Source organism: Ochrobactrum sp. SSR (assembly GCF_030067775.1).
Lineage (GTDB): Bacteria > Pseudomonadota > Alphaproteobacteria > Rhizobiales > Rhizobiaceae > Brucella > Brucella teleogrylli.
Genome location: NZ_CP125971.1, coordinates 879,187 through 895,020 on the forward strand (window position 1 = coordinate 879,187; position 15,834 = coordinate 895,020).

Genomic DNA, 15,834 nt, shown 5'->3' on the forward strand with positions numbered 1-15,834 from the left:
CGCCCCCACTAATATCAAAGCTCCTTTGATATCCGCAAAAAAAGCTGCCCTCGGTGGCGGTACCGAAGGCAGCAAAGCCTGCGACTGGGGCAGGCGACTGCGGCGAGGACCGCAGTGGAGCGGCGGGGAAGGAGCCGTTCACGGATCTATAAAACATGTTCAAGTAAGAGCAGTCTTGAACAAGGCATGTGGGAATGGGATGGCACGTTGATCTCCATCCTTCCGTCGTCTTCATTGTGCTGCCTAAGACATAAAGAACAACGACTTTAGGTTGGGAATGGAATCTAAAGCTTGCCGGCACTCACAAGCTCACGGACTTTCTTCAACGTTGATACCACTACGGTAATGTAGCTGCGACGCATCTCGTTAATCAGAACGAGCTCTTCGTCAGAACCTTCCGATGCTCCCGCGAAAGGGACGCTGAAGGTGAAGGTGAGCCACAATCCCTTTTCACTTTCGCTGATCGTGTTTTGTATGAAACCATCGCTACCGACTCTTTCGAATTGAACTTGGACTGGTGGAAAAAAGGTTATTTTCTCTTCATAATCACCAGTGGGCAGAGTGATCTGACGCAACAGGCCATTATCCGATCGACTGATGACGTCACAACGAGACATCCCAGGCACAAATGGAAGTGCGTTGTTCGCCTTCATCTCAAGACCCTTCCAAACTTGGTCGGCCGTCAGCACCGGCTCTACGCCTTCAGGATTTATTTCAAGTGTATAAGAAACTGTTTTCATCTGAGACGTCCTTTCAAATCAAGTTTTCATGACTGATCGCGCGAGCATTCGTCAAAATGAGCGTGCTATCATTTGCTCATAATAGTCGCGCAAGTAACCATATCGCTCGGCTCCAAGCTGGGAGATAGCAGGCGCTTCATGCTGCTCCGGCTCATAAGGTATCGCTCCGCCGAAGCCGCTCGGCGAGCGCCTGTTGGATGTGATGGCTTCTTCAAGCCAACGCGCAATAGTGATGTCTTCGAACATTTTTGCAGCCTCTCGCTTTGGTCGCCAACATAATGCGGCTCGCGAACGAGGCTTTGAAGCCTCGAGCTGGCGAAGACATCGTTTCGCTTGATGAATGTAATGAGGGCTAGTGTCAGGCTGCGTAAGCCGAGGGAGCCGGATCGTCTCGCAGGTCTAGCCCGACCTTCCCCACTATGTGGCGGTAAGGAATGGAGCGCGACGATCTGAGTTATGTATCATCGGATCCAACGATCCCACATGCTAGGCGGAGCGTCCCCTCAAGCCGCGCTGCATCTAAATAAATAACTACTAGCGGTCGACCGTCGCCTCGTTTCGAGTCGGATTATCCTTGGGTGCCCCGGTCAATTTTTCCTTCCTCAGCTTTGAAGAAATATTGGCTATTCACCAGCCAACCTTTCAAGGGCCTGAGTGGTAAGATTGAGGCTAGGACAACGAGTGGAAAAGACGTGAAGAGATGGACCCATAAAGGCGGCTGGTAGGCGACTTCTAACCAACACGCGATGCCGACAGCTGGCACGCTTGTAAAGCAGATGACAAAAAATGCCGGGCCATCCGCCGGATCGGCAAACGTGTAGTCCAGCCCGCAGACCTCACAATTGGATTTCAAGGTGAGAAACCCCTTAAACAAGTGACCCCGGCCACAACGGGGGCATAGCCCCTTTATCCCAGTTCGATAAGGCGATAGTGGCGGCCAATCAGCGGTCATTACGGTTTCCTCCAAATTTCCATCATAGTGAGATGCGGCTAGATCGCTGGAAGCGCAGCGCTTCGCTCCCAGCCCTGATTAAGCAAGTCGAGACTTGCTTTTTTGACGCGTGGGTCTGAATCTAGGCGGGGTGCGTCTACGCAGACAACCTTGCAGCCTTAAGGGCGCGTCCCCACCAGGTAAGCTGATCGAGGAGGTTTTTCGCCGCCTCCTCCAAATGAGGATAATCGCCTAGAGTTTTGCCGTCTTTGACAACTGATAGGTATTCGGGGAAGGATATGTGAACACCTGTCTTGACGGATACAGCACTCATCTCAACGAAGATCAACCGGAGTTGCTCGACGGCGCGAGCTCCGCCGACGCCGCCATAACCGACGAAAGCAACCGGCTTGTGAATGAACTCGCCAAGGTCAATTGCATTCTTAAGCACAGCCGTTGGCGCATGGTTATATTCTGCCACGGTGAAAATAAAGCCGTCAAATTCGCGCAAAGCGTTCTTCCACCGCTCCGCAGTGTCACTCCCCGCAGTGGTCGCGCGCTCTTCACCGAAAAAGTGCATGGGAAAGTCCAACAGATCGAGGATCTCGACGTTCAGATCGGCGCGTTGGTCCGCAATTTGTTGAATCCATTTCGTGGGGTGGTCCGCAAACCGACCCATCCGGGTACTTCCAATAATGACGGCGATTTTCAATTCACTCATGGCTCGTTCCTTATATTGTTGAGAGTCAGGCTCCCTACCCGGAGCAAAGAAAGTCGATATGTTTACGCTGGTACTACTTAGTGGCGCCATGAGGCCCGGATCACCTGGCTCTGTATAGAACGCGCGGTGGCAACCTAGAACGAGAGCCGTTTTCAACTCTCGACAAGCAAACTTCACCGCCAGACCCTTTGATGCCAACCTAATTGATAACGCGTCGATGCAACAGGCCAGCAGCCTTCGGCAGACCTTCGATAGTTACTCTGATGGACCAGTATGTGCCTCGAGCAGCGCGATTTTCTCCTCAAGTTCTGATATCTTTTGTTCCTTTTCCGCTAACAGCTGTTTGACGACGCTTTCATCTATCATTCGGGGAATATGTTGTGGACAGTTCGCATCCCATGCCGTCACTGTGAAAACTATTGCCTGCTCTACGCGGGCATTGTAATCCGCAGGCTTGAGACGAGCCTCGAGATCCGCGTCGTTTTCAATTACTTTCGCTTCACCCCAAATTTTGACACGTTGACGGTAGGTGTAGTCCATCAAAAAAAGAAAAGACTTCGGATTATCGACAAGATTTCCCTGGGTGATGTACTGACGGTTACCTGAGAAGTCGGCGAAACCAATCGTGGTATTGTTTAAAACCTTGAGAAAGCCAGGCGGGCCACCCCTATGCTGCACGTAGGGCTGACCGTCTTGATTAACGGTCGCTAGATAGACGGTCGTTCTGCTTTCTATGAAAGCTGCAAGATCGTCCGTTATCTCGGTCTGCCAAGAGCCGCCGGTTTCCATTCGCTCGTAACTGCGTCGTGACCCTTTCCTGACTTGAATGTCTTTAACGGAGGCCGTAAAGGCGACATCGCTTGCGTATTGAATATCTCTTTCCGTCATAACCTGCGCCTTTGTTCGCGCGAAAAGCGCGTAATCGGGATAGAGCCTAAAACCAAGCAGCCGCGCCGACCACCGCTGTTTTGTGCAATACTCTGTTCCGGCAATTGGAGGTCATGTGAGAAGCAGTGATCCGGAGACGCGCCAGCTTTTGTTGTAGTTGCAGCAATTTATCCAGATCAGAGTAGCCGCGAGACCTCAGAGATAGCGGTTTTCCAGAAGCAAAGGACGCGGCCGACGTATCATCGCTGGAAGGTAGCGATCTCATCAGGCGTTGTCTCACTACAGATCCTTGGGGGCCGAAATCTCAAATGCGCGCCGCTTTTTGATCCGATCTCGGCTAGCGTCATCGGGGAAGTCTAGCCATATATGCTCGCGTGAAACTCGCCACTTCATCCAACTTCGTATCCATCGCAAAATGACCCGCATCCAAAATATGAATGTCTGCCTCCGGTAAATCCTTCTTGAAGGCATCGGCGCCAGCGACCGTAAATGCTGGATCATACTTTCCCCACATGACAAGAGTTAATGGTCTGTGCTCGCGCAACCAGCTTTGCCAAATCGGGTAAGCCGCGATGTTGTTCTGGTAGTCGAAAATCAGGTCCGACTGGATCTGGTCCTGCCCGGGTCTGTTGAGATACGCGTACTCGTCCATCCACAGATCCGGATTATAGGCCTCGATATCAGGATCTGTTCCAAGGTGACGGGCTCGGGTCACAGCGAGAGACTGGTGCTGTTTAACAACTTCAGCCTGGAGTTCGCCGCGGTTGTTCCAAAATGCCTTTCTCTTCTCCCACATGGGGCCGAGCCCCTCTTCGTAGACGTTGCCATTCTGAAAAATTGTACCGATCACAGATTGGGGTCTCGTCGTAGCGACGCGCATCCCGACCGGAGCACCATAATCCTGCATGAAGAGCACATATCGATCGAGCTTGAGCGCATCAGTCAGCTTGATGATGGTCTCAGCCAAGTGATCGAACGTATACGTATAATCCTGCGGGGAAGGCGCCTCGCTGTTGCCAAACCCTGGATAGTCAGGGGCCACGAGATGATACTCGTTTCCGAGCCTTCTCATCAGATCGTCGTACATCCGCGATGAGCTTGGAACGCCGTGTAGCAGAAGGATTGCTGGTTTATCGTGCGGACCGATCTCCCGATAGGCGATCTTCGACCCGTCAATCTCGATTGTACGATAGGTTATTTGGGGCGTGGGGGCGCTGACATCGGCAGCGTTAGCGACCGGGGCCGTGAGAATTACTGCCAACGCAATTGCGCTCGTCAATGATGCGAGTTTTTGCGGCGTTTCAGCTACATTAATTGGCTTGTTGTTCATGGTTCGGATCCTCACCGGGTATGCTGTCGCGGTGATAATCATCCATCTTCCTGGGAGCGAGAACCGCCTCATTTCACAATGGATTGTTTCTTCCAATGAAATAGTGGCTTAGCGCGGAATGGCCTTCTTGCTTCGGGTATAAAAGCATTCTTAGACTTTTTACTCGCGGCAACGGCAAATGCTAAAAATGAATATTCGGCCCGTGGATCCTTCGCTGAATCCTGTATGCCCCGATCGGGAATGGAATGGTCGCTATGACGAGGCAGACTCTCATTGTCTCCCGCAAGGAGGAGATGCGCGAGTGTTTGGCAAAGCGGTGCCCGCGCCGCGCATCGTGGAGACTCCCGTTCGACGCCTGCCTTAACCGAAGATAGCTACTCTAGTCCATTTACTTGAAGCAGACGTTATAAATGTGGGCGATGTAGTTCCGCGAACGATGCTCTTTGCCGTGAAACGAAAGGCAGGGTTCCAAAAGAGCTTGCACCGTAGAGGCCGAGCACGGTCGAACGACTAGTGACCGCTCCTTCGCCGAGGAGCACTCATCTCTTTTCGCCGCAGATGACTAACCGCGTTTGTCTGAGCACACAGTCTTGTTTGTTGTCGACTCGACAGTTGGCCACTCCAGAAACCCGAACGATGCGTTTGACTTACGTTCAATTGCAAAGCTTAGGGAAAAAGACGTTGCCGCCGGTCTCCCGCATCGAATAAATGTACCGCGCCCTGACCAAGAGATATCCTTTGAAAAGAGCCGACCTCGAACCATGGCCGCTCGCGCAGAACCGCCGAGACCAGTTGGCTGCCGAGCTTCAGTTCGAGAAAGGTTTCCGAACCGGTCGGCTCGATATTCTCGACGATAGCTTCGAGTGACCCTTCCGGGCCGAGGGCGATTTCTCCAGGGCGCTTGCCGATTAGCAGCTTCTGGCCTTCTCTCGCCCCTCCCGGTGCGCTGAGACCGGAGGCCTGTCCGTCCTCCAGCACCAGCTGGCCGGCGGATACGGTCGCCGGGAACAGGTTCATCGCGGGCGAGCCGATGAACTGGGCGACGAAGGCGTTGGCCGGCCGGTCGTAAAGCTCCAGTGGTGTACCGATCTGCTCGATGCGCCCGGCCTGCATGACGACGATACGGTCTGCCATGGTCATCGCTTCGACCTGGTCATGCGTCACATAGACCATCGTTGTTCTCAAACGCCGGTGCAGGCTCTTGATCTCGCCGCGCATCTGGACGCGCAGCTTGGCATCGAGATTGGAGAGCGGCTCATCGAACAGGAAGACCTGCGGATTGCGGACGATCGAGCGGCCCATGGCGACGCGCTGGCGCTGGCCGCCGGAAAGCGCCTTCGGCTTGCGTTGCAGCAGGCTTTCCAGACCAAGGATCTCAGCGGCCTCGCGGACCTTCTTCTGCTTCTCGGCCTTGCTGGCGCCAGCAAGCGTCAGCGAGAAGGCCATGTTTTCCTCAACGGTCATATGCGGGTAGAGCGCATAGTTCTGGAAGACCATCGAGATGTCGCGGCTCTTCGGCGGCAGCGTGTTGACCACCTTTCCGCCGATCGAGATCGTGCCACCGGAAATGTCCTCCAGCCCGGCGATCATCCGCAGCAGGGTGGACTTGCCGCAGCCCGACGGCCCGACGAGGACGACGAATTCGCCGTCGCCGATCGCCGCGTCGATGCCGTGGATGACCTCGGCGCTGCCGAAACGCTTGGCGACCTTGTCGATCGTTACGCTTGCCATGAAGTCCTCCTTATGCCGCGCCGATATGGATGCGCGTGGCCGACAGGGCACCCTCGTGGATGATCAGCCCGGCGGAACCGCCGGCAAAGGTCTGGTCATTGGCCTCGACTACGGTGTCGCCGACCTTCACCGAGAGCTTGCCGCCCTTGGCCGAAAATCTCATCGTGAAGTGGGTCTCGAACTCGACGTGAAGCGGCGCGGAGGCGAGCACGGTCTGCTTTTCGTCCTTGCGGCAGACGATCTGCAGTTGCCCCTGGCGCGTCACCTGGGCCGCATAGTAGCGGCGCTGACCTTCGGCGCGGATCACTAGGCCGCCGTGCTCGCCAAGATGCAGCATCATGTCGGCTTCGATCACGTAATCCGTCCAGTCGCGCGTGCCCTGCAGGATCATGCCTTCGCCGCGGTTCTGGCTGATGCGGAAATCCTGCGGGAAGTTCTTCGAGAAGAAGTGCACGTTGCTGACCCAGGCGCGGCGCCAGAAATCGCCGCCGTCTTCGGGACGACGGAAGGTGACATCCGGGCAACCGTCCCAGGTGACGGTATCGACGAGCACGCGGCCGTTGGCACGACCCTGCGGGGCACTCAGCACGACGCCGATTTCGGCGATCGGCTGGTGGCCGGTCGAGGGAACCGTCCATTCGAGCGTCGCAGAACCGCCGGGGCCGAGAGGCTTGCCTGCGGGCATGTCGATATCGACGAGGTTGTCGCTGCCGTCATAGTGGCGGATGCGGAGCTTGGCTTCGACCGTGCCGCTGTTTCCGGCTTCTGCCGAAAGCGTGGCGCGCAGCTTCTGACCGGCGTGGATACGCGGGCTGGCGACCAGATCGTAGGTGCGCATCTTGGTGACTTCGTGCGGCGTGAAGACCGGCGTGGTTGCCGCAGCCTCGCGGCCTGGCGCCAGCGCCAGATAGTCGATCGCCAGAGCCGAACCGGTGCCGGTGACCTTGAGGCCGTCGAGCGCAGTCTGGCCGGCCTGCGGGCGGAAGCCCTGGACGGAGCCCGGCAGCGCGAAGTGGAACTTCGCGCCGTTCTTCGGCGCCGGCTTTGCCGTCTCGCCTGCGAGCTTGCGGCCGAGATTGGCGAGCCACAGCGAGACGTCTACTGCATCCGAGATCGAGCGGCCGCCGTCGGCAGTCGACATGTAGAGACGGTCGGCGACCGGGCCGCGCCAGTCCGGGCCGGCATCCAGGCCGTCGAGGCCGAGCATGATGCCGTGCAGGCAGCCGAGATTGCCGGCGTTGCAATCGGTGTCCCAACCCGAGGTGTTGACGATCATCTGGCCGCGCTGGAAATCGTGCGGCGCATGCAGCAACGCCATGATCATCAGCGCGTGGTTCGGCACGACATGGCAATTGCCCGGATATTTGTCGTAGCCGTAATTGTCCTCGATCTTCTGGCGGGTCGCTTCCCAGTCCTCGTTGCCTGAGGTCCAGTTGCGGATGTCGGCAACCAGCTTGGCGATCAGACTGTCCTTCGGGATATGAGCAAGGCCTGTATTGAGCAGGTGGTTGACGTCCTTGCTGACGAAGGCTTCCGCTTCCATCGCTGCCCAGAGAACGGCGGCATTGACCGCTTCGCCATCATGGCTGACGGAACCCGCGGCCCGTGCCAGCTTTGCGGCCTGTGCCGGATTGCCGGGAGAGACGAGCGCCCAGCCGTCGATGAAGATCTGCGCGCCGATCTGCTCGGCGACGGTAGCGCCATTGACCTCGATCGAGCCGGAAGCCGGCGCCGGAATGCCACGCTTCAGGTTGAGCCAGGCGGTATGCTCAGTGGAATTGCCGGCGCCGCCCCACCAGAGGATCGAACGTTCCTCGATGATATAGTTCATCCAGGCCTTGCCGATGTCTTTGGCGGAAAGATCCGGCGAGATACCGTAGTCGTCGAGCGCCCGCGGAAAGGAGAAGGTTCCGGCCACGTCGTCATCGGTGACGACCAGCGGATCGCCGAGGCGGTCGTGGACGTAGTAGTTGATCGGTCCGAGCTTTTCGAGAATATCCTTGTAGCGCCAGTTCTCGAAGGGGCGGCCGAGATAGACGCCGATCAGTTTGCCGAGAACGCCTGCATAGACTCGGTTCGTGTAGTCTGCGGGAATGGACATGCAAAACTCCTTGTCAGCCCTTCACCGAACCGCCGGCCATTCCCTCGATGAAGTGGCGCTGCAGCAGGACGAAGAGGATTACGATGGGAAGAATGATGATGAGGGCCGCGGCCATGATCTCACCCCAGTCGGACGAGTATTGGCCGGAGAGCAGGAAGAAGGAGACGACGGCCGTCAGCCTGTCCTGCTCCTGCAGGAAGGTCGTTGCGATCAGGAACTCGTTCCACGAATAGAGGCCGATGATCAGCGCCACTGTCAGGATGCCGGGCGAAACGATCGGCAGGAAGACGCGGCGGAAGACCTGCCAGTGGGTCGCGCCGTCGATCAGCGCCGCTTCCTCGAGTTCCTTGGGGACTGCGAGGAAATAGGTGCGCAGCAGCATGATCGCGAAGGGCGAATAGACGGCCGTATAGATGAAGGCGACAGCGATCGGGTTATTGATCAGCCCGAAACGGGCAAAGCCGAAATAGAGCGGAAAGAGGAAGAGCTGGATCGGCGCCGTGGTGCTGGCCAGCAGATAGAAGGTCAGGACCTTCCAGCGCTTGATCTTCTGGCGCGCCAGAACATAGGCCGTCAGCGAGCCAGTCGAGCAGACGAGAATGATCGTCAACCCGGTCAGGACGGCGGAGTTGACGAGCGTCGTGCCGAAATTGGCGTCCGTCCAGGCGCGGGTGAAATTGTCCCAGCGGATCACCGAAGGCACTGCCAGCGGGTTCTGGACGATCTCCGCGGACGGCTTCAGCGCGTTGAGAACCGTCAGCGCAATCGGAAAAAGGGTGATGATCAGCAGCACCGAGAGCGTGATGTAGACGATCGCGAAGGTGAGGCGGCTTTCGGAAATGTTCATTGTTCGAACTCCGTCGCTTGGGCGCGGATATAGAAGATCGTGGCGGCGAGGCCGAAAAGGCTGATGACCACGGAGATCGCTGCCGCCTTGCCGACGGCGAGGTCGTAGAAGGCCGAGCGATAGGCGAAGGTGGAGAGCACCTCGGAGGAAAAGGCCGGGCCGCCCTGCGTCAGGATGTAGACGAAGTCGAAGACCAGGAACGACCAGATGACGGTCATGATCATCATCAGCGTGATCGTCGGCATGATGCCGGGCAACAGCACGTAGCGGATCGTCTGGAAGAAGGTGGCGCCCTCGATGCGTGATGCCTCGATCTGCTCGGCCGGAACCTGGCGCAGCGCTGCAAAGAAGATGACGCAGAGGAAGCCCCACCAGTGCCAGAGGTCGACGACGGCGATGCCGTAGAGCGCGCTCGACGTTTCGGTCAGCGGGTTGGCGATGTCGAGGCCGAGGCGTTGAAGCAGGCCGGTGACGCCGGTGACCGGCGAGTAGATCATACCCTGCCAGACGCGGCCGGTGATCGCCGTCGCGATGATGACGGGCAGAAAATAGATGACCTGGAAGAAGTTCGAGCCGCGGCGCACGACAAGCATCATGGTTGCCGCAAGCAGACCCATGGCGATCGGCACCGTCAGGAAGATCAGCGTCCAGACGATGTTGTTGGTCAGCGCCGTCCAGAAGACGCTGTCGTCCCAAAGGGCACGGAAATTGTCGAGCCCGACGAAAACTGGCGTACTGATCCCGTCCCACTCAAAGAAGGCGAGAGCCACCGTCAGCAGCGCCGGGATGGCGATGATGACGACATTGATGATCAATGTCGGCAAGACGTAAAGTCGGTGCATTATCTACCTTTCGAGGCAATCGGGCCGCCTGGCGCCAGATGGCGCGAGCGGGGAGGTGAGGGCGCGCGAACCGCCCCCTCACTGTCGTTGCGATCAGCGGGCCGGGACGGCAGGCGCCTTTCCGGCCTTCATTTCCTTCTGGAAGGATGCGTCCATCTTGGTGAGGAAGTCTGCGGTGGTCGTCTTCTTCAACCACACTTCCTCGATGCCGTTGATGACATAGCTGTCGGTCGCCGGCGGCAGGAAGGTCCAGGTGGTGTAGCCATACTTGCCGTCGTTCACCGACGAGGAGAGTTCCTTCATCGTCTCGGTGAAGAGCGGCGTGACCTCGCTTGCCATCTTGACGTTGGAGATGTCCTTCAACGGGATGTTCCACTCGCCCTGCCAGGCCGAGTTCATCGTGCCGTAGACCTCAGGCGAGAAGACGTAATTGATCGCGGCTGCGGCGCCATCCGGGTTCTTGGCCTTGGTGGCAATCGAAAAAGTCGAGCCGATGCCGAGCGGGAAGACGGGGTCGCCCGAAGCGCTCGGGAAGCCGACGAATCCCGCCTCGCTGCCTGCTTTCTTGCCGTAGGTATCGACGTTCTGGAACTGCCAGGTGCCTGTCGGCATCATGCCGGCCTTGCCAGATGCCATGGCATCGGCGGCCTGTTCGCTGCTCGTCACCGAGAAGTAGTTCTTCCCGAAGTAGCCCTTCTGCCACCAGGAGTTCAGGCGATCGATCGACTTGACGAAGGGTTCAGCCGTCCAGGGCATCTCGCCGCGGAGCGCCTTGTTGAGGTTCTCGGGGCCGGCGACGGAGTTGAGCGCCAGCGTTACGAACCACTCGTTTGCGCCGCGCCAGTCGGCATTGCCGGCCGCAAACGGCGTGATTCCGTCCTTGAGCATGGCGTCTGCGACGGTTTCCAACTCGTCCAGCGTCTTCGGCGGCTGCCAGTTCTTCTGGGAAAACAGCGTCTTGTTGTAGAACAGGCCGACGGTTTCGTAGGTCTTGGGGAGAGCGTAGATCTTGCCGTTATACTCGCCCATCTTCAGGAATACCGGCAGGATGCGGTCGTCCCACTTGTACTTGGCGGCATAGTCGTCGAGCGGCATCAGCTGGCCGGACTGGGCCATCGGCGCGACATAGCTCGGACCGGCGGTATAGACGACGTCGGGGCCGTTGCCGGAGAGCATCGCGACGCGTAGCTGCTTGTCGAGCTCGTTGCCGCGGTAATCGATGACGAGGCTGTAATCCGGGTTCGCCTTGGCGAAGGGCTCGACGATATTCTGCTGGATCAGCTTCTGCTGGTCGGGCGTCGCCTGCTCGTACCACCAGGAGACCTTCTCCTGTGCGGCGGCCATCTGTGCGGTACCGGCGATCAATGCGGTGGCGGCTAAGAGCTTCAGCCTGGTCATGATATTTCCTCCCTTACTGAATGCGTTTGGTCCGGCCGCGCCGAAAACGGAGCGACCGAAGCTCTGACGATAAGTTCGTATGCCATTTCCTCCGCCTGGCCCGGGGCCGAGGCATCGCTTGCCAGACGCTCTATAAGCTTTTCTGCGGCGCGGGCGCCGAGCCGGTCCTGGAATTGCGCCACCGTCGTCAGCGCCGGCGTGACCAGCGCCGCGGCGAGTATGTTGTCGAAACCGGCGACCGAAACGTCACCGGGCACCGACAGTCCCTTCGCCGAGAGACCCTGCATAACGCCGATTGCCATCAGGTCGTTGGCAGCGATGATGGCGCTCACCGAGCGGCCGCTTTCGATTAGCCGTTCTGCGACTTCACGGCCCGCCACCAGCGTGAAATGCGCGGCCTCGAGAACGATCGGCGCCGCGCCAATCGTTGCCATGGCCTCCAGATAGCCCTGCAGACGGACCTGCTGCGGCCCGCCCGGTGCGGCGATCATCGCGATCGACCGGTGGCCGAGTTCGAGAAGGTGGAGTGTCAAGGTCCGGGCTGCCGCCACATTGTCGATGAACAGATTATCGATGGGCAGCGGTCCACCGATCTTGGGGCTGACCTCGATGCGCACGACGGGGACGCCGCTTTTGCCGAGCGGCGCCAGATCGCGCGCGCTGGTCTTGAAGAAAACGCCGACGACGCCGTCGAAGCGGCCCTGCTGCGCGGCGAGGATGACCTGGCGCTCGTTGGCAAGCTCACCCTCTGTATCGATCGTCACGACCTCGTAGCCGGCGGCGCGCGCCACCTTCTGCACCGCGACGACCAGAGAGGGGTAGAAGGGGTTGGCAAGATCGGGAACGACACAGGCAATGACATAGGTGCGCTTGGTGCGCAGCGCCTGCGCGAAGCGGTTCGGCTGGTAGCCGAGCTCGGAAATTGCCGCCTCGATGCGCTCGGCTGTTCCGGGGGTCACCTTGTCGCGTCCGCCATTCAGGACGAGCGACACCGTGGCCTGCGCAACGCCGGCTCTTTCTGCAACTTCCTTCTGCGTAATTCGTCGTCCGCTCACGGAGCTGCCCTAGTTTCTACGTAATAATAGGTTATTGATACGTAGCAATAAGTCAATAAGCGTTACAATTTTCGCGCCCTATACCCCGTCCGGCCGCACCGAGCATGAGGAGTACAATCATCCTAGACCATGGAAAGTTGTCTGATCCGCTTAGAAAGCGCTAATTGATGCGCACTGGCGTGCGGGTGGTCATCACGATGCAGCGCCTCTTCAGCTCTCGTCCGATTGTCTAGAAGAAGAGCTAGTTCTTCGGCAATTGCAGGTCGTTCGCGCATGATCTGAGCAATCTTATCTTTGGGGACTTCGTAGATGACGGCAGCCGTCAGCGCCCGATAATCCGCAAACTCCAGCGCGCCCAGAAGCACGCCACGTTCTCCGAAGAAGTCTCCCGGAGCAAGGCGCGACAATTCCAATGTCTCGTTGTCATCGCGTTCATCGATTGCCACGACCCCGCTGCGGCCGATCATCAAGGATGTCAATGCCGTATCCCGCTGAGAGATAATTTCGCCCTTGCGGAATGTCAGCCTGTTCATGTTCGCGGCAAGCTCCTCTTTCTCTTCTTCGGTTATCCGTCAGTTATTTCATCCGAGCTTTCAAGCGCGACTGGCGCGACGCCGTATCAGTGGCTTCTGGATTTCCGTATAAGCAAAGCACAGGAAATGCTGAAAAGGGGCATGCCGCTGGCTCAGGTCGCTCTAGAGTGCAGATTTGCAGATCAAGGTCATCTTTCGCGCGTGTTCAAGTCGAAATGTGGCGTGTCGCCGATGCTTTGGCTGACTAGTATGCGGTAATGTAAACGACGCGACCCCGTCACCTTAGCAAGGTCCAGGTGTCCAAAGCCGCCATCTATGCGCGGTGACCCGTGGAAATGGGACGCTTAAGGTCAGCGTTATACTGCTCGGCCCATTACGTAGCTTCATAAAGGCATAGCAAAATTCGATAAAACACGCAGATTATATCCAAGACCCGCCTCGGATCTTCAATCAGGTTAGAGCTTTGAATCGATCAAAGGGCAGGCGACACGAAAGCAGCTGACGGGGGCATCCTTCCATAAGCAACTCGACGGTGCATCGGCTGAGGTTCAGCAGCCACCCTTGAACATTGTCTTTTGGAGGAGGTACCGGGACCGAATGCTAGACATGAATGACTTTCGATATTTCGCGACAATCGTGGAGCACGGGAGTTTTACGGGAGCAGGTCGGGCTCTCGGTCTTCCTACTTCGACGCTAAGCACCAGAATAAAGCAGTTGGAAGAGAGGCTGTCTCTGGTTCTCCTTCGCCGATCATCTCGACATTTTTCTCTGACCGAGGCAGGGCTGGAATTTTACCGTCACGCTGCTGCGACCGTTGAGCGTGCGAACGAGGCAGAGGCCGCTATGAAGTGCAGAGTGGCGGAACCTCTAGGCGTCGTGCGGTACACGACATCCACATCGCTAGCGCAATGTGCAATGCCAGAAATGGTCCATTCATTTCTAACGAGATATCCAACGGTCAGCCTGGTGCAGTATCCGGTGGATCATCTCGTGGATATAATTTCAGAGAACTACGACGTGGCGATCCGAACTCATGCTGGACCGTTGCCAGACTCTCGTTTGATACAGCGACCGCTAGCTAAAGTGCCATGGATACTTCTAGCGGCCCCGAGCTATCTTGCCTGCAAAGGAGGGCCGGAGTCGCCGTCAGAAATCGAACATCACGAGACATTGTATTTCGGCAAGCAGAGCTCTCAACCCAGGTGGTGTATGACTGTCCGTCGTCGAATGATTTGAGACTATTTGTGCTTTTGAAGATTGGAGTTTCCGGCTCGGTTTAGGGGTTGATTTAAGCCGCTTTGGCCTGGTGGTTCAAGCGGCGTTTTTTGATCGTGTCTTGTTTGATCCTTTCGCGTTCGAGCAGGATGGTCTGTCCGCGTCCGAAGTAGACGTCGGCGGGAGTGAGATTGTCGAGGCTCTCATGGTAACGGCGATGATTGTAATGCTCGACGAAGGCCGCGATCTGGGCTTCAAGGTCCTCCTTGAAGAAGTAGTTTTCAAGCAGGATGCGGTTCTTCAGCGTCTGGTGCCAGCGTTCGATTTTCCCTTGCGTCTGCGGGTGGCCGGGAGCGCCGTGAACCTGGTCGATCTTGTATTTCTCCAGCCATTCGCCGAGATCGGATGCGACGTAACACGAACCGTTGTCCGACAACAGGCGGGGACGATGCTCGACACTGACCTTGTCACAGCCTGAGGCGGCCAATGCAAGATCGAGTGTATCGGTGACGTCATCCACCTTCATGCTGGTGCACAGCTTCCAGGCGATGATGTAGCGGGAGTGATCGTCGAGGATGGTCGATAGGTAAAACCATCCCCAACCGATGACCTTCAGGTAGGTGAAGTCGGTTTGCCTCATCTCGTTCGGCCTCGTGGTCTTGTCCTTGAACTCGTCATTGGCCTTGATGACGATATAGGCTGGCGACGTGATCAGGTCGTGAGCCTTGAGTAAGCGATAGACCGAAGCCTCTGATACAAAATAACTTTCCGTATCAGTGAACTTCACCGCCAATTCACGCGGTGACAGGTCGGCATGATCGAGCGCTAGTGCGATGATGCGATCTCGGATATCATCAGGGATACGATTCCACACCTGCGAAGGTGCAGACGTCCGGTCTTCCAGCCCCTCGACACCGTGGGTAAGGAACCGATTATACCATCGATAGAAGGTCGGCCTTGGAATGCCCAGCTTTTCCAGCGTCTGCCTGGCTGACAAATGCGACTGCTCGACAAGCTGTATGATCTCAAGCTTTTCCGTGGCGGGATATCTCATTCGTCGTCGCCCCCATCCCCGATCATGCTTTTTTTGAGTAGTCGGTTTTCCAGTGTGACGTCGGCTAATGCCTCCTTCAGGTCATGACTTTCACGACGCAGTGACCGAACCTCGTCACTGGTCGCCGAGCGGGCCGTATCGCCAGCAAGGCGCTTCTTGCCTGCTTCGAGAAATTCCTTCGACCAGCTATAATACTGGCTCTCCGCTATACCTTCGCGGCGGCACAGTGCAGAGATGCTGTCTTCGCCACGAAGACCGTCCAGAACAATACGGATCTTATCCTCTGCCGAATAATGCTTACGCGTCGCGCGACGTATATCCTTGATCGTCTTCTCCGCCGCAGATGTATGTGGCCCGGTTTTCTGTCTCATCTTCGCTTCCTTTGAATAAGCCATGATGAGCCGAAAATCCTCTCTTCTTAATTAAACCAGTTTTGTCTCAAAGGCGC

General features: G+C 57.3%; 16 protein-coding genes. 2 read left to right on the top strand and 14 right to left on the bottom strand.

The genetic code is table 11. From position 1 onward, the window contains the following. Window positions 1-284: 284 nt before the first annotated feature. The 13 genes from QLQ11_RS21580 to QLQ11_RS21640 form a co-directional block, all read right to left on the bottom strand. A complete protein-coding gene (locus QLQ11_RS21580) occupies window positions 285-740 on the bottom strand; it encodes an SRPBCC family protein (RefSeq protein WP_283735440.1) in 456 nt (151 codons plus the stop codon). Between the two features lie 51 nt (window positions 741-791). Continuing rightward, a complete protein-coding gene (locus QLQ11_RS21585; protein ID WP_283735439.1) occupies window positions 792-986 on the bottom strand; it encodes a hypothetical protein in 195 nt (64 codons plus the stop codon). 322 nt (window positions 987-1,308) lie between these two features. Continuing rightward, complete coding sequence (locus tag QLQ11_RS21590) at window positions 1,309-1,692, bottom strand: DUF983 domain-containing protein (protein ID WP_263825665.1); 384 nt, start codon at window positions 1,690-1,692, stop codon at window positions 1,309-1,311. 136 nt (window positions 1,693-1,828) lie between these two features. After that, window positions 1,829-2,392, bottom strand: coding sequence for an NADPH-dependent FMN reductase (locus QLQ11_RS21595; RefSeq protein ID WP_283735438.1), 564 nt, complete (start codon window positions 2,390-2,392; stop codon window positions 1,829-1,831). Window positions 2,393-2,647: 255 nt separating this feature from the next. Continuing rightward, complete coding sequence (locus QLQ11_RS21600) at window positions 2,648-3,280, bottom strand: pyridoxamine 5'-phosphate oxidase family protein (RefSeq protein ID WP_371836018.1); 633 nt, start codon at window positions 3,278-3,280, stop codon at window positions 2,648-2,650. Between the two features lie 343 nt (window positions 3,281-3,623). Beyond that, entirely contained in the window at window positions 3,624-4,610 is a 987-nt protein-coding gene (locus QLQ11_RS21605) for an alpha/beta fold hydrolase (RefSeq protein WP_283735437.1), read from the bottom strand. 666 nt (window positions 4,611-5,276) lie between these two features. Further along, complete coding sequence (locus tag QLQ11_RS21610; protein ID WP_283735436.1) at window positions 5,277-6,341, bottom strand: ABC transporter ATP-binding protein; 1,065 nt, start codon at window positions 6,339-6,341, stop codon at window positions 5,277-5,279. A 10-nt stretch (window positions 6,342-6,351) separates the two neighbouring features. Further along, entirely contained in the window at window positions 6,352-8,442 is a 2,091-nt protein-coding gene (locus tag QLQ11_RS21615; RefSeq protein ID WP_283735435.1) for an ADP-ribosylglycohydrolase family protein, read from the bottom strand. 13 nt (window positions 8,443-8,455) lie between these two features. Next, on the bottom strand, window positions 8,456-9,289 hold the full coding sequence (locus QLQ11_RS21620) for a carbohydrate ABC transporter permease (RefSeq protein ID WP_263825671.1): 834 nt from the start codon (window positions 9,287-9,289) through the stop codon (window positions 8,456-8,458). Further along, window positions 9,286-10,131, bottom strand: coding sequence for a carbohydrate ABC transporter permease (locus tag QLQ11_RS21625; RefSeq protein WP_283735434.1), 846 nt, complete (start codon window positions 10,129-10,131; stop codon window positions 9,286-9,288). Before QLQ11_RS21625 ends, QLQ11_RS21620 begins: the two co-directional genes overlap by 4 nt. 93 nt (window positions 10,132-10,224) lie before the next feature. Next, window positions 10,225-11,529 carry an ABC transporter substrate-binding protein gene (locus QLQ11_RS21630; protein WP_283735433.1) on the bottom strand — a complete coding sequence of 435 codons (1,305 nt, stop codon included), beginning with the start codon at window positions 11,527-11,529 and terminating at the stop codon, window positions 10,225-10,227. Then, on the bottom strand, window positions 11,526-12,584 hold the full coding sequence (locus tag QLQ11_RS21635; protein ID WP_283735432.1) for a LacI family DNA-binding transcriptional regulator: 1,059 nt from the start codon (window positions 12,582-12,584) through the stop codon (window positions 11,526-11,528). The genes QLQ11_RS21630 and QLQ11_RS21635 overlap by 4 nt, the downstream gene beginning before the upstream one ends. A 122-nt stretch (window positions 12,585-12,706) precedes the next feature. Further along, complete coding sequence (locus QLQ11_RS21640) at window positions 12,707-13,117, bottom strand: cyclic nucleotide-binding domain-containing protein (protein ID WP_283735431.1); 411 nt, start codon at window positions 13,115-13,117, stop codon at window positions 12,707-12,709. Window positions 13,118-13,162: 45 nt separating this feature from the next. Here QLQ11_RS21640 and QLQ11_RS21645 point away from each other — a divergent pair, with 45 nt between their 5' ends. After that, window positions 13,163-13,375, top strand: a complete 213-nt coding sequence (locus QLQ11_RS21645; protein ID WP_371836072.1) for a helix-turn-helix transcriptional regulator — start codon at window positions 13,163-13,165, stop codon at window positions 13,373-13,375. Window positions 13,376-13,723: 348 nt separating this feature from the next. Then, window positions 13,724-14,353: a LysR family transcriptional regulator gene (locus QLQ11_RS21650; RefSeq protein ID WP_371836073.1), complete on the top strand. Its 630-nt coding sequence runs from the start codon at window positions 13,724-13,726 to the stop codon at window positions 14,351-14,353. A gap of 52 nt (window positions 14,354-14,405) precedes the next feature. Here the strand turns inward: QLQ11_RS21650 and QLQ11_RS21655 are convergent. Continuing rightward, window positions 14,406-15,757 (bottom strand): IS3 family transposase gene (locus QLQ11_RS21655; RefSeq protein ID WP_283735430.1). Its coding sequence is split into 2 segments (ribosomal slippage): window positions 14,406-15,421 and window positions 15,421-15,757, totalling 1,353 coding nucleotides; the frame shifts between segments, so codons are not numbered across the junction. Between the last annotated feature and the right edge of the window lie 77 nt (window positions 15,758-15,834).